Origin of the sequence: Streptomyces sp. NBC_01481, assembly GCF_026339995.1 — a bacterium.
Classification (GTDB): Bacteria; Actinomycetota; Actinomycetes; order Streptomycetales; family Streptomycetaceae; genus Streptomyces.
Genome location: NZ_JAPEPT010000005.1, coordinates 70,095 through 83,863 on the forward strand (window position 1 = coordinate 70,095; position 13,769 = coordinate 83,863).

At 72.4% G+C, this 13,769-nt stretch carries 10 protein-coding genes; 7 read left to right on the forward strand and 3 right to left on the reverse strand.

Features of this window, described 5'->3' with window-relative positions; all coding sequences use genetic code 11:
* Nucleotides 1-112: 112 nt before the first annotated feature.
* Both OOK40_RS26375 and OOK40_RS26380 read right to left on the reverse strand, forming a co-directional pair.
* On the reverse strand, nt 113-1,744 hold the full coding sequence (locus OOK40_RS26375) for a DUF5691 domain-containing protein (protein WP_266486701.1): 1,632 nt from the start codon (nt 1,742-1,744) through the stop codon (nt 113-115).
* A gap of 17 nt (nt 1,745-1,761) precedes the next feature.
* Nucleotides 1,762-3,144, reverse strand: coding sequence for an SWIM zinc finger family protein (locus tag OOK40_RS26380; protein ID WP_266486703.1), 1,383 nt, complete (start codon nt 3,142-3,144; stop codon nt 1,762-1,764).
* A 139-nt stretch (nt 3,145-3,283) separates the two neighbouring features.
* On the opposite strand from OOK40_RS26380, the gene OOK40_RS26385 reads away from it, so the two are divergent.
* The 7 genes from OOK40_RS26385 (at nt 3,284) to sucD (ending at nt 12,400) form a co-directional block, all read left to right on the forward strand.
* Nucleotides 3,284-4,396: an AAA family ATPase gene (locus OOK40_RS26385; protein WP_266486705.1), complete on the forward strand. Its 1,113-nt coding sequence runs from the start codon at nt 3,284-3,286 to the stop codon at nt 4,394-4,396.
* Nucleotides 4,393-6,864 carry a DUF5682 family protein gene (locus OOK40_RS26390; protein ID WP_266486707.1) on the forward strand — a complete coding sequence of 824 codons (2,472 nt, stop codon included), beginning with the start codon at nt 4,393-4,395 and terminating at the stop codon, nt 6,862-6,864. The genes OOK40_RS26385 and OOK40_RS26390 overlap by 4 nt, the downstream gene beginning before the upstream one ends.
* Entirely contained in the window at nt 6,861-8,012 is a 1,152-nt protein-coding gene (locus OOK40_RS26395) for a VWA domain-containing protein (protein WP_266486709.1), read from the forward strand. The genes OOK40_RS26390 and OOK40_RS26395 overlap by 4 nt, the downstream gene beginning before the upstream one ends.
* Before the next feature lie 104 nt (nt 8,013-8,116).
* On the forward strand, nt 8,117-8,911 hold the full coding sequence (locus OOK40_RS26400) for a hypothetical protein (RefSeq protein ID WP_266486711.1): 795 nt from the start codon (nt 8,117-8,119) through the stop codon (nt 8,909-8,911).
* A 108-nt stretch (nt 8,912-9,019) separates the two neighbouring features.
* On the forward strand, nt 9,020-10,012 hold the full coding sequence (locus OOK40_RS26405; protein ID WP_266486712.1) for a hypothetical protein: 993 nt from the start codon (nt 9,020-9,022) through the stop codon (nt 10,010-10,012).
* A 308-nt stretch (nt 10,013-10,320) separates the two neighbouring features.
* Nucleotides 10,321-11,499: an ADP-forming succinate--CoA ligase subunit beta gene (sucC, locus tag OOK40_RS26410; protein ID WP_266486713.1), complete on the forward strand. Its 1,179-nt coding sequence runs from the start codon at nt 10,321-10,323 to the stop codon at nt 11,497-11,499.
* A gap of 16 nt (nt 11,500-11,515) precedes the next feature.
* Entirely contained in the window at nt 11,516-12,400 is an 885-nt protein-coding gene (gene sucD / locus OOK40_RS26415; protein WP_266486715.1) for a succinate--CoA ligase subunit alpha, read from the forward strand.
* An 88-nt stretch (nt 12,401-12,488) separates the two neighbouring features.
* Here the strand turns inward: sucD and OOK40_RS26420 are convergent, their stop codons facing one another.
* Nucleotides 12,489-13,709 carry a helix-turn-helix domain-containing protein gene (locus OOK40_RS26420; RefSeq protein ID WP_266486716.1) on the reverse strand — a complete coding sequence of 407 codons (1,221 nt, stop codon included), beginning with the start codon at nt 13,707-13,709 and terminating at the stop codon, nt 12,489-12,491.
* Nucleotides 13,710-13,769 lie beyond the last annotated feature (60 nt).

Genomic DNA, 13,769 nt, shown 5'->3' on the forward strand with positions numbered 1-13,769 from the left:
TCCCGGGCAATCCAGCCCCGTGGGGGTCCCCCCGGACGAAGTCTGGGGGAGTTTGAGGCGCGGGGGTCCGGGGGCGGAGCCCCCGCGAAAGGGGCCGGGGCGGAGCCCCGGGTCAGAGCGGTGTACCCGCAAGCTCCGTCCTCATCGTCGCGCGCAATCTCAGTGTCGACACGAGTCGCTGGAACGCCTCCGACCAGTAGCCCCCCGCCCCCGGCGACGCCCCCTCCGTCTCGTCCGGGGTCGCCGTCAGCAGGTCCAGGCGGCTTGCCTCCGACGGGTCCAGGCAGCGTTCCGCGAGGCCCATCACGCCGCTGAAGCTCCACGGGTAGCTCCCCGCGTCCCGCGCGATGTCCAGCGCGTCGACCACCGAGCGGCCCAGCGGCTCCGCCCATGGCACCGCGCAGACGCCGAGGAGCTGGAAGGCCTCCGACAGGCCGTGCGCCGCGATGAACTCCGCCACCCAGGCCGCCCGCTCGCCTGCCGGAAGCGTCGCGAGCAGCTTCGCCCGCTCGGCGAGGGACGAGGTGCCCGGACCGGTCTCCGGCGGGGCGGCCGGGGCGCCCAGGAGGGCGCGGGACCACTCCGCGTCGCGCTGCCGCACCGCCGCCCGGCACCACGCCGCGTGCAGTTCCTGCCCCCAGTCCTCGGCGACGGGCAGGGCGACGATCTCCTCGGCCGTGCGCCCGCCGAGCCGCGCCGGCCAGGTGGACAGGGGGGCGGCCTCGACCAACTGGCCCAGCCACCATGACCTTTCGCCCCGGCCCGTCGGCGGGTTGGGCACCATCCCGTCGCGTTGCATGTCCGCATCGCATTCGTGCGGTGCCTCGACCGCGATCGTCGCCGCGCCCCCGCCGGCCCCGTCCCCGCTGCGGTCCAGGCCGACGCAGGACGCCGCCCGGGCCGCCATCCGTACGGCGAGCGCGGAGTGCGGCAGCGCGGACAGGAGCTCGGCCGCGGTGGCGCGGACATTGCGGCTGCGGTCGGACAGTGCCCGCTCCAGGAACGGCTCGTCCTCGCCGGACAGCCCCGTACGCAGGGAGTCGAGGAACATCAGCCGGTCCTCGGCACGCTCTGTGCCCCACGTCGCGGTCAGCAGCGCCAGCGCGGCCCCCGCGTCGTGCACCCGCACCGCGGCCAGCAGGGCGACGCGCTCCGCGAACAGCCCTTCGTCCCACAGCCGTTGGACCGCCTCGGCGTCGGTCACATCCGGCAGCACGGCGCTCCCGGACGCGCCGCGCAAGGCGAACTTCCACTCGGGGTTGAGGCGGGCCAGCCACAGCCCGCGCGATCCGGCGAAGGTGAGGACATGCGGTCGCAGGTCGGTCCGCGCCCGGGCCGCGTCGAGCAGCGCGGGAAGCAGGGACGGCGGCGCCTGGTAGCCGTGCTCGTTGGCCGCGGCGAGCCACTGCGGGAGCAGCTCGGTCAGATCGGGTGCCGTACCGCGCCGCCCGCCCGCGTGGGAGGGGGCGGACCGGTCGGCCAGCAGCTGGGCGAGCCGGCGCCGCGCGGCCACGGGCAGCCGCGGCCGTGCGTCGTGCGGCGCGGGCTCGGGACGGTCGGCCGCGGGTGCGGGCAGCAGTCCCGCCCTGCGCCGTACGGTATGGAGCGCCGCGGCGTCCAGCAGTGCGGCCGGGGCGTCCTTGCCCGGGGTCAGGACCGCGTCCGGCGGCGTGCGGCGGTCGGTGCCGAGCAGGGCCGCGGTGACGAGTTCTTCCCAGGCCGATGTGCTGGTGATGCCAGTCATGGGGTCCTCCGTACGTTTCAGATCAGCGGGACCGTCTCGGACCCGTCCTCGGACCAGGCGGCGAGGGGTGAGAAGCCCTGGTGGCCGCACTCGCCGAAGACGGTGACCGGGCCGCCGCCGGAGACGGCCACGAGCTTCAGCAGCCCGGAGCGGGCGAGCGCCGCGGGCGCGACGGGTAGCGCCGTTTTGCCGTCGGCGTCGGCCAGTTGCCACCCGCCGTCCGACGGAACGGGTATGACGCGGCTCAGCGTCACCGGCCAGGAGTCCAGCCAGGGGTCGTTCCGCAGTGCCTGCCCGTACGCCTCAAGGGCCGCAGCGGTCGGGCCGCCCCGCGGTGGCGAGGTGATCGGAACGGGCGCGCCGAACTGCTCGCCCAGGTCCGCCCGCAGCTGTCCCGCACCCGCGTACGGAGTGAGCTCGGCGTCGATCATCAGCCCCACCGGCAGGGCCTGCTGCGGGGAGCGTCCCGCCGCGCCGAAGGAGAGCAGCAGTGCCATGCGCCCGGACTCGCGTCCGTACAGCCAGATACGCCGGGTGGTGATCTTGCCGTCCGAGGAGTCGTACTGAGCGAGGATCAGCCAGTCGTCCCGCACCGCCGGGCCCTCGGCGGGCGAGGTGAGCCCGACCCGGGTGCGGACCGTCGCGGCCAGCGGCTGCGGCAGCCGCTCGATCCCCAGCCAGGCTGCGTCCAGCAGATGGATCAGCGCGCACTCCTCCAGCAGCCGCACCGGCCAGCCGGGACCCGAGCCCGGTATGGCCCCCAACTCACGTACCCGGCCCGCCAGTCCGGGGGCCTGCGCGTCGACCATGCGTGCCGCTGTCTCCTCCCACAGCCCGTACCCGGCCTGCTCGGCCGCGGCCAGGCCGCCGCGCAGCAGGTCGGACAGCCGCTGCTCCAACTCGGTCGCTCCCGCGGTGATCCGCTCCGCCCGGCGCTCGGCCCTGCGCCTGGCCGCCTCGGGATCGGCGGTCTTCGCCGCCTGCTCCGCGTTCGCTCCGCTCTGTTCCTTGTCCGTGGCGCGCTTTTTGCGCCCCTCCAGCCACTCCTCGGCCCAGTCCGGCGTACTCGTGCTCTGGACGGCGTCCTCGTCCGCCGCCCAGAGCAGCAGCAGCCCCAGCGCGTGCTTGCACGGGAACTTCCGGCTGGGACAACTGCACTTGTAAGCCGGGCCGGTGGTGTCGACGACGGTCTGGTACGGCTTGCTGCCGCTGCCCTTGCACAGACCCCACACGGCCCCCGAGCCGCTGCTGCCCGCACCGGACCACGGCCCGGCCGCACCGAGTTTGTTTCCCGCTCTGCGTGACGCGTCGTCAGGAGCCAGTGCCAGCACCTGTTCCGACGTCCAGCGCACCCCCAGCTCCGGGGGGTTCGGGGGTTCTCCCCCGTTAGATCGCAGCATGGTGACGACGCTACGGGTCACCACTGACAATGGCTCTGACCTGCGGATTCTTATCGGGCGAGGTCGATTGTCAGTGGCATGGTGCACCGTGGAATCCACATCGGGTCGAACGATCTGGAACCGATCTGGAGGGGGATCCATGACCGTGTCCGAAACCGGGGCAGCCACCGGCGCCGAGGCTCTGCGGGCGCATGCCGAGGACGCTTTCGCCGAGGAGCTCAAGGCGCTCGCGGCGGCCGACGACCGGCCGCGCCCGGTCAATTGGCGGCTGTCGCCGTGGGCCGTGTCCACCTATCTGCTCGGCGGCGCGCTTCCCGACGGGACGGTGATCACGCCCAAGTACGTGGGTCCGCGCCGGATCGTCGAGGTCGCCGTCACCACACTCGCCACCGACCGGGCGCTGCTGCTCCTCGGCGTGCCCGGCACCGCGAAGACCTGGGTCTCCGAGCATCTGGCCGCCGCCGTCAGCGGCGACTCGACGCTGCTCGTGCAGGGCACGGCGGGCACACCCGAAGAGGCGATCCGCTACGGCTGGAACTACGCCCAGTTGCTCGCCCACGGCCCCAGCCGCGACGCGCTCGTGCCCAGCCCCGTCATGCGCGCCATGGCGGAGGGCATGACCGCGCGGGTCGAGGAGCTCACCCGTATCCCCGCCGACGTGCAGGACACGTTGATCACGATCCTGTCCGAGAAGACCCTGCCGATCCCGGAGTTGGGGCAGGAGGTGCAGGCCGTGCGTGGGTTCAACCTCATCGCCACCGCCAATGACCGCGACCGCGGGGTCAACGACCTGTCCAGCGCGCTGCGCCGCCGCTTCAACACCGTTGTGCTGCCGCTGCCCGCGACGTCCGAGGCCGAGGTCGACATCGTGTCGCGGCGCGTCGACCAGATCGGGCGCTCCCTCGATCTGCCGGCCGTGCCCGAGGGTCTTGAGGAGATCCGCCGGGTGGTCACCGTCTTCCGGGAGCTGCGGGACGGCGTCTCGGCGGACGGCCGCACCAAGCTCAAGTCGCCCTCGGGCACGCTCTCCACGGCCGAGGCGATCTCCGTCGTCACGGGCGGCCTCGCGCTCGCCGCGCACTTCGGCGACGGCGTGCTGCGGCCGGGCGATGTGGCGGCGGGGATCCTCGGCGCCGTCGTCCGCGACCCGGCGGCGGACCGCGTCATCTGGCAGGAGTATCTGGAGACGGTGGTGCGTGAACGGGACGGCTGGAAGGACTTCTACCGCGCCTGCCGTGAGGTGAGCGCATGACCGGCCCCCTGCTCCTCGGCGTACGTCACCACGGTCCAGGTTCGGCACGGGCGGTGCGGGCCGCGCTGGACGCGGCCTCGCCCCCGGCCGTGCTGATCGAGGGACCGCCCGAGGGCGACGCGCTGCTGGCGCTGGCCGCGGACGAGCAGATGCGCCCGCCGGTCGCGCTGCTCGCCCATGCCGTGGACGACCCGGGACGGGCGGCGTTCTGGCCGCTGGCCGCGTTTTCGCCGGAGTGGGTGGCGATCCGCTGGGCGCTGGAGCGAGAGGTGCCGGTGCGGTTCATCGACCTGCCGGCCGCGCATTCGCTGGCACTGGCGGCGGAGGAGGAAAAGGAGAACTCCTCGGACGCGGATCCGGACCGGGACGCGGATCAAAAGCTCCTCCCGGACGCGGTGGCCGTCGACCCCGAATGGGATGCGGTTCCGGGCGGGGAGACGTTCGTCGTTGCGCCCGACGCCAAGTCTGCCGATCCCGAGTGGGATGCCGTGCCCGATGCGGGTGTGCGGATCGATCCCATCGCCGTCCTCGCCGAGACCGCCGGATACGACGACCCCGAGCGGTGGTGGGAGGACGTCGTCGAGCACCGCGGGTCCGGGTCCAGGGCCGGGCCAAAGGGCCGGGCTGAGGACGACCCCCGCGCGCCGTTCGCCGCGCTCGGCGAAGCCATGACCGCGCTGCGCGAGATGTACGGCCACGGCGGGCACGACCGCGACCTCGCCCGCGAGGCCCATATGCGGATCCAACTGCGGGCCGCACGCAAGGAGTTCGGGGACGACGTCGCCGTTGTCTGCGGTGCCTGGCATGTGCCCGCGCTCGCCGGAAAGACCACCCTCGCCGCCGACAAGGCGCTCCTCAAGGGGCTGCCCAAGGTCAGGACCGAGATGACCTGGGTGCCCTGGACACACCGCAGGCTCGCCCGGCACAGCGGCTACGGCGCGGGGATCGACTCACCCGGCTGGTACGGGCACCTCTTCGGCGCCCCCGACCGGCCCGTGGAGCGCTGGATGACCAAGGTCGCCCGGCTGTTGAGGGACGAGGACCGGATGGTCTCCCCGGCCCATGTCATCGAGGCCGTCCGCCTCGCCGACACCCTTGCCGCGATGCGCGGCCGGCCGCTGGCCGGTCTCACCGAGACGACCGATGCCGTACGGGCGGTGATGTGCGACGGCTCCGACGTTCCGATCGACCTCATCAGGGACCGGCTGATCGTCGGGGACGTCCTCGGCGAGGTGCCGGACGCCGCACCGGCCGTGCCGCTGCAGCGCGACCTGAGCCGCCTCCAGCGCAGCCTCCGGCTCAAACCGGAGGCACTGGAGCGCGAGCTGGAGCTCGATCTGCGCAAGGAGACCGACGCGGCGAAGAGCCGCCTGCTGCACCGGCTGAAGCTGCTCGGCGTCGGCTGGGGCGAGCCCGCAACGGGCCGGGGGAGCACCGGCACCTTCCGGGAGAGCTGGCGGCTGCGCTGGGAGCCCGAGCTCTTCGTCAAGGTCGCGGAGGCCGGGGTGTGGGGGACCACCGTGCTCTCCGCGGCCACCGCGAAGGCGGAGAACCAGGCGGTGGCGGCGACCGCCCTCGCCGAGGTCACCGAGCTCGCCGAGCAGTGCCTGCTGGCCGAACTGCCGGGCGCACTCCCCGTCGTGATGACGGAGCTCGCCGACCGTGCCGCGCTCGACGCCGATGTCGGCCATCTGGCGCAGGCGCTCCCCGCCCTGGCCCGCTCCCTGCGGTACGGAGACGTGCGGTCAACCGACACGGCAGCACTCGGCGAGGTCGCGGCCGGGCTCGCCGAGCGCATCTGCGTCGGCCTGCCGCCCGCGTGCACCGGGCTCGACGCGGACGGCGCGGCCGAGATGCGCGGGCACCTGGACGGGGTGCACACCGCGATCGGACTGCTGCCCGCAGCACAGGAGTTGAGCGGGCGCTGGGGTTCTGTCCTGCACCGGCTCGTTGGGCGGGACACCGTACCGGGGGTCATACGGGGCCGGGCCGCCCGTCTGCTGCTGGACGACGGCCGGCTCGAGGAGGCCGAGGCCGCGCGGCTCATGGGCCTCGCGCTCTCGCCCGGCACAGCGCCCACCGAAGCGGCCGCCTGGATCGAGGGCTTCGTCGGCGGTGCCTCGGGAGGAGGGATGCTCCTGGTTCACGACGAGCGCCTGCTCGGGCTCGTCGACGCCTGGCTGACGGGAGTTCCGGCGGACGCGTTCACCGACGTCCTGCCGCTGCTCCGCCGCACGTTCTCCGCGTACGAATCAGGCGTGCGCCGCACCCTGGGCGAGCTGGTCAGGCGCGGGCCATCGGCGGCCCCCGGTGAGACGCGCGCCGAGTCCACGAGCCCCGGCTTCGGCCCGGGCCTCGACGAAGAGCGGGCCGACGCGGTGCTGCCGCTCCTGCGACTGCTGCTCGGCACCCAGGACGCCGACGACAACGACCGTGTGGACAACGACCTTGTGGGGGTGCGCCGATGAGCCACGACGACGAGCGGCTGCGCCGCTGGCGGCTGGTGCTCGGCGGCGAGTCCGCGGACGGCACCGGCTGCGCCCTCGCCGGTACGGACGCGGCGATGGACGGCGCGCTGACCGCCCTCTACGGCAACGAGGGCGCCAGGAACGACGGCCGTGCCGGCAACCGATCGGCAGGCCTGGGGGCTTCCGCGCCCTCGGTCGCCCGCTGGCTCGGCGACATCCGTACGTACTTCCCGAGCTCCGTCGTCCAGGTCATGCAGCGCGACGCGATCGACCGGCTCGGTCTGTCCGCGCTGCTGCTCGAGCCGGAGATGCTGGAGGCCGTGGAGGCGGACGTCCATCTCGTCGGCACCCTGCTCTCGCTCAACAAGGCGATGCCCGAGACGACCAAGGAGACGGCCCGGGCCGTCGTGCGCAAGGTCGTCGACGATCTGGAGAAGCGGCTGGCCACCCGCACCCGCTCCACGCTCACCGGGGCGCTCGACCGCTCGGCGAGGATCAACCGCCCGCGCCACCGGGACATCGACTGGGACCGCACCATCCGGGCCAACCTCAAGAACTACCTTCCTGAGTTCAACACGGTCGTGCCCGAGCGGCTCATCGGATACGGACGGGCGTCGCAGTCCGTGAAGAAGGACGTCGTCCTCTGCATCGACCAGTCGGGTTCGATGGCGGCCTCCGTCGTCTACGCCTCGGTGTTCGGCGCGGTCCTGGCCTCCATGCGCTCCATTGCCACCCGCCTTGTCGTCTTCGACACCGCGGTCGTCGATCTCACCGACCAGCTCGACGATCCGGTCGACGTCCTGTTCGGCACCCAGCTCGGCGGAGGCACTGACATCAACCGGGCGCTCGCGTACTGCCAGTCGCAGATAACGCGCCCCGCCGACACCGTCGTCGTACTGATCAGCGACCTCTACGAGGGCGGCATACGGGACGAGATGCTGAAGCGGGTCGCGGCGATGAAGGCGTCGGGCGTGCAGTTCGTCGCGCTGCTGGCGCTCTCCGACGAGGGGACGCCCGCGTACGACCGCGAGCACGCGGCGGCCCTCGCTGCGCTGGGCGCACCGGCATTCGCGTGTACGCCGGATCTGTTCCCGGAGGTGATGGCGGCGGCGATCGAGAAGCGGCCGCTTCCCATACCGGACAAGTGACCCATCAGTAACAGGGGACTTGCGTGCCCCCGGGAGTCTCGTGCGAGCATCGTCCCGATCCCCGCGGAAGGTCCGCTTCCGCCGACAGGGAAGGCTCCCTCACCGTGACTGCCGCAGCTGCTCGTCCTGCTGCTGTCCTGCGCGTACTGCGCCGGGCGGCGGGCGGGCGGCGTGCGCTGCGCGTAATGCTGTTCCTCGGGGGCCTGCTGACGATCGGTCTTCTCCACGGCGGTCAGGCGCACGCGGCCGAACTGCCGCAGCCGATGACGGCCACCGGGGCGTCGGCGATGGCGGCCGACGCCGAGGCGAACGTCGCAACATCGGTGCAGCAGACCCCGGTACGGGAACTGCGGCGTGTGGTGCGGTCCGTCGAGCCGGTGCGTGAAGTCGCGCAGCCGGTCGTGGACACGGTGCGGCATGTCGTACGGCCCGTGGTGCATCAGCTCACCGAGCCGCTAGGCGGGCTGCCCGCCCAGTCGCTGCCGGAGCCCCCTCCCGTACCGCTGACACCTCCGGGCAGCGACGCGGGCAAGGTGGGTACGCCGCAGCTTCTTCTCGCCCGGTCCGCGGCCGTCGAGGCGGGCGGGTCGTCCGAGGCGGCGACCGTCACCACCACGGGACAGCTCGGCAGTTACGACATCGGCCCTGACCGTCCTCGGGTCGAAGCGCGCTCCGCGAAGCCCGTTTCCGCGCCCGCCCAAGTCCCGGGCGGGCCCTGCGACTCCACCCCCGGCGCGCTGCAGCAGTCCGCCGAGACCCACACGCCGCGCACGGGCGACCAGCATGCGGCGACGAGTGCGTACGACAGGCCGTTCGCGCTCGTACCCGGCGCGGGCGGGTCGGCGGCGGATGCGCCGACCCGCGAACGAACCCGCGACATCCTCGAATTCCCCGGCTAGGGCAGTCCTTTCCCCCGCACAAGACCTGCCGCGCGGGGGCGGGACAGGTCTGCCCGCCAACCGGATAGTTCCGGACAGCCGAACCAATTCGAAGGATTTGACACCAGCATGCACAAGAACATTCGCCGTTCCATAGCCGTCGCCGCCACGGCCACCGGTATGTGGGCGCTCGGCACCGCCGCGGCGAGCGCCGACGAGCTGCCCGTCTCCGTGCCGCTCTCCACGCCCGACTCGGCGGCCGACGTCGTCGACGACGTCACGGACGTCCCGTCGGAGGTCCGCTCGGAGATCCCGTCCGGCGTTCAGTCCCGCGTTCAGGGCATCGACGCCGCCCGGGCCGCCTCCGACGCGCGCGCCACCGCCACGGCCGCCGACGCTCAGGGTTCGGCCCAGGGCATCGCCGAGCAGGCCCGTCAGTACGCCGAGGCCGAGCTGCCGACGTACGAGGTCCCCGCGTACGAGGTCCCGGCCACCCCCGACGTCGCCGACGTCCAGGCCGAGATCGACTACCTCTTCGGTCCGCTGGCCGCCTTCGCGCCGCAGCTCGCCGAGCAGGCCCCGGCCCAGGCCCAGTACACGGCGCAGAGCACCCTCGCCGCCGCCACCCCGATCGTCGGCGCGGCCGCGCAGGACACCCTGCCGCCCATCGCCTCCCGGGCCGTCGACGGCGTCCTCCCGGTCGCCGGTCAGGCGGTCGGCGACGTCGGCGGGCTCGCCCAGGGCGTGGTCGGTGACGTGACGCCGTTCGCGGGCGGTGTCGTCTCCGAGGTCCAGCCGTTCGCCGGTGGCGTGGTCTCGGAGGTCCAGCCCTTCGCGGGCGGCGTCGTCGGCGCGGTCACGCCGCTCGTCGACACCGTCGTCGGCCAGGTCCAGCCCGTCGCGTACGGCGTCGGCGGCAGCGTGGGCACCCTCGCGCAGGGCGTCGTCGGTGACGTCGCTCCGTTCGCGGGCGGTGTGGTCTCCGAGGTCCGGCCGTTCGCGCAGGACGTCTACGGCACGGCCGACTCGACGCAGCTCACCGGCAACGCCGTCTCCGGCGCTCAGGGTCTGGCCACGACGGTCACCCCGGGTTACGCCTCGCACCTGACCCAGGGCATCTGAGGCGGCAGCACTGTCCGGCTGGCGGGCCGGATTTTCCACGGGCGGTCCTCATTGGGGTGGGGACCGCCCGTTTCCTTCGGTGTAGCCCCTGTTCGGCGCGCCCACCCGTGCGATCTGTGACCGTAATCACCGCTCAGGTGTGATCTGCGATTTAGGGACCCCGGTCCGGCGGGGATAACCTGCGAGACGGACATGCCGCGTACTCGGCCACCGTGTACGCCTCCCTTGTGACAGCGCAGTCACGTTGCCCTTCGCGGCACGCCCACGCAGACAACGAACCGCGATCAGTAGAAAAGGGACGGACGCGCGTGGACCTGTTCGAGTACCAGGCGAGGGACCTCTTCGCCAAGCACGGTGTACCGGTGCTGGCCGGTGAAGTCATCGACACGCCTGAGGCGGCGCGCGAGGTGACCGAGCGTCTGGGCGGCCGGTCGGTCGTCAAGGCGCAGGTGAAGGTCGGCGGCCGCGGCAAGGCCGGCGGCGTGAAGCTGGCCTCCGACCCGGACGACGCCGTCGAGAAGGCCGGTCAGATCCTCGGCATGGACATCAAGGGCCACACGGTCCACAAGGTCATGCTCGCGGAGACGGCGCCGGAGATCGCCGAGGAGTACTACGTTTCGTACCTCCTCGACCGCACCAACCGCACGTTCCTCGCCATGGCCTCCGTCCAGGGCGGCGTGGAGATCGAGGTCGTCGCGGAGGAGAACCCCGAGGCCCTCGCGAAGATCCCGGTCAACGCCAACGAAGGCGTCGACCTGGAGAAGGCCCGCGAGATCGTCGCGGCCGCGAAGTTCCCGGCCGATGTCGCCGACCAGGTCGCCGACATCCTCGTGACCCTGTGGAAGACCTTCATCGAAGAGGACGCCCTCCTCGTCGAGGTCAACCCGCTGGCCAAGGTCGCCGACGGCCGCGTCATCGCTCTGGACGGCAAGGTCTCGCTCGACGAGAACGCCGACTTCCGCCAGCCGGAACACGCTGCGTTCGAGGACAAGGACGCAGCCAACCCGCTCGAGGCTGCCGCCAAGGCCAAGAACCTCAACTACGTCAAGCTCGACGGCGAGGTCGGCATCATCGGCAACGGCGCGGGTCTGGTCATGTCGACCCTCGACGTCGTCGCGTACGCCGGTGAGAACCACGGCGGCGTGAAGCCCGCGAACTTCCTCGACATCGGCGGCGGCGCCTCTGCCGAGGTCATGGCGAACGGCCTCGAGATCATCCTCGGCGACCCGGACGTCCGGTCCGTGTTCGTCAACGTCTTCGGCGGCATCACCGCCTGTGACGAGGTCGCCAAGGGCATCGTCCAGGCTCTGGAGCTGCTCAAGACCAAGGGCGAGGCAGTCACCAAGCCGCTGGTCGTGCGCCTCGACGGCAACAACGCGGAGCTGGGTCGCCAGATCCTGTCCGACGCCAACCACCCGCTCGTGCAGCGCGTGGACACCATGGACGGCGCGGCCGACAAGGCCGCCGAGCTCGCGGCCGCGAAGTAAGGGAATTCAGACCACCATGGCTATCTTCCTCACCAAGGACAGCAAGGTCATCGTCCAGGGGATGACCGGCTCCACCGGCATGAAGCACACCAAGCTCATGCTGGCCGACGGCACCAACATCGTCGGTGGCGTGAACCCCCGCAAGGCGGGCACCAGCGTCGACTTCGACGGCACCGAGGTGCCGGTCTTCGGCTCCGTAGCCGAGGCGATGGAGAAGACCGGGGCCGACGTCTCCGTCCTCTTCGTGCCGCCGGCGTTCGCCAAGGCCGCCGTCGTCGAGGCGATCGACGCCGAGATCCCGCTGGCCGTCGTCATCACCGAGGGCATCGCGGTGCACGACTCCGCCGCGTTCTGGTCGTACGCGGTCAGCAAGGGCAACAAGACCCGGATCATCGGTCCGAACTGCCCCGGCCTGATCACCCCCGGCCAGTCCAACGCCGGCATCATCCCGGGCGACATCACCAAGCCCGGCCGCATCGGTCTCGTGTCCAAGTCCGGCACGCTGACCTACCAGATGATGTACGAGCTCCGTGACATCGGCTTCTCCTCCGCCGTCGGCATCGGTGGCGACCCGGTCATCGGTACGACGCACATCGACGCCCTGGCGGCGTTCGAGGCTGACCCGGAGACCGAGCTGATCGTGATGATCGGCGAGATCGGCGGCGACGCCGAGGAGCGTGCGGCGGACTTCATCGCGAAGAACGTCTCCAAGCCGGTCGTCGGCTACGTCGCGGGCTTCACCGCGCCCGAGGGCAAGACCATGGGCCACGCCGGCGCCATCGTCTCCGGCTCCTCCGGCACGGCCGCGGCGAAGCAGGAGGCCCTCGAGGCCGCGGGCGTCAAGGTCGGCAAGACGCCGACCGAGACGGCCAAGCTGGCGCGCGCCATTCTGGCCGGCTGACCTTCGCAGTACTCACGTGTGGGCCCGTACCTCTCAACGAGGTGCGGGCCCACACGCGTTGCTGGGCGCTCCTGCTCGGCGCCGTGGCTCAGCGATCTTGCGGTACAAGCCGTTCCGGGCCGTGCACCGGCTCGGAGAGCAGTCTCGCGCGCAGCTTCTTGTCCTTCGGGGTCAGCTTCTGCGGTCCTTTGTGCGGCGGTACGCCCTCGACCTGTCGGCCGGGGGAGACCGGCGGCTCGTACCGGGTCGGCGCGTTGAGCATGGTCAGAGTGGTGACACCGACGATCAGGGTGGTGACGGTGACAGCGACCCGCGTCCAGAACCGGGCTTGGCGCTCGCTGCCCGTCCGTACCGCCTGCGCGGGCATCAGCCGGGGCGCCGGACAGGAGTTGGCGAGTGCGGTGAGCCGGTCGTGGAGTGAGTCCGGCGCGTCGAGTCCGGGCACCCGCTCGGCCAGGGCTGCGCGCGCGTGCAGCACCCGGCTCGCCGCGGCGGGCGTGCTCGCCTCCGTCTCGGCGGCCGTGTCGGGCAGGTCGAGGCCCACGCCGTCGTAGAGCAGCAGCGTCCGGCGGTAGTGCGGGGGCAGTTCGAGGAGTGCGTCCAGCAGTTCGCGGCGGTCCTGCTCGGCGGGCGGGGGGTCGGGGTGGCGGTGGACGCGCCGCATTCGCTGCCAGGGAGACATGGCGTGCTCGTACGCGGCGGCCCGCACCCAGCCGGGCGGGTCCCCGTCGACCGCGACCTCGGGCCAGCGCTGCCAGGCGAGGTGGAAGGCGCGCTCGACGGCCTCGTGGGAGAGCCTGCGACGGCCGGTGAGCAGGTAGGCCTGGCGCACGAGCGCGGGGGCGGCGTACGCGTAGAGGGCGTCGAAGGCCTCGGCCGGGGTGGGGGCCGGGGGTACGGGCGGTGTCAGGGGCGGGCTGGACTGCGGTGCGGCGGAGGGCGGCGGGGCCGGGTGGGCGGGGAGCGTGGGGGGCTTGGCCGCGCGCTTGGCGGCGGGCTTCGGCCGGGTGGTGGCGTGGGACTGCTTGGGCTTGGGCTCGGGCTTGGGTGCCGGTTCATGGTCCGGGGCAGGGTCCGGCATACGGGACGACTCCTCGGGTCCCGCATCCGCGAGGAGCTGCGCGTACAGCCTGAGCTTGCGTCCCCGGGGGCTGCTCCGCCCGGTCTCCCAGTTTCTGACCGTCGCCCGTGTGACGCCTACCGTTGTTGCCACCTGCTCCTCGCTCAGGGACATCGCCTCGCGCAGCCTGCGCCGTTCCTTGGGGGAGGGCAGGGAGTCGGACGCAGAGTGTCGGGTGCTCTCAGTCATGAGAGGCTCCGCGCAGCGCCGCACCAGGCGAAAAGTACATAAACGTATCTTGAGCGACAC

Coding starts and splice junctions, on each gene's coding strand:
- OOK40_RS26395 (WP_266486709.1), top strand. CDS start 6,861: ATGAGCCACGACGACGAGCGGCTGCGCCGCTGGCGGCTGGTGCTCGGC.
- OOK40_RS26380 (WP_266486703.1), bottom strand. CDS start 3,144: ATGCTGCGATCTAACGGGGGAGAACCCCCGAACCCCCCGGAGCTGGGG.
- sucD (WP_266486715.1), top strand. CDS start 11,516: ATGGCTATCTTCCTCACCAAGGACAGCAAGGTCATCGTCCAGGGGATG.
- OOK40_RS26420 (WP_266486716.1), bottom strand. CDS start 13,709: ATGACTGAGAGCACCCGACACTCTGCGTCCGACTCCCTGCCCTCCCCC.
- OOK40_RS26375 (WP_266486701.1), bottom strand. CDS start 1,744: ATGACTGGCATCACCAGCACATCGGCCTGGGAAGAACTCGTCACCGCG.
- OOK40_RS26405 (WP_266486712.1), top strand. CDS start 9,020: ATGCACAAGAACATTCGCCGTTCCATAGCCGTCGCCGCCACGGCCACC.
- OOK40_RS26385 (WP_266486705.1), top strand. CDS start 3,284: ATGACCGTGTCCGAAACCGGGGCAGCCACCGGCGCCGAGGCTCTGCGG.
- OOK40_RS26390 (WP_266486707.1), top strand. CDS start 4,393: ATGACCGGCCCCCTGCTCCTCGGCGTACGTCACCACGGTCCAGGTTCG.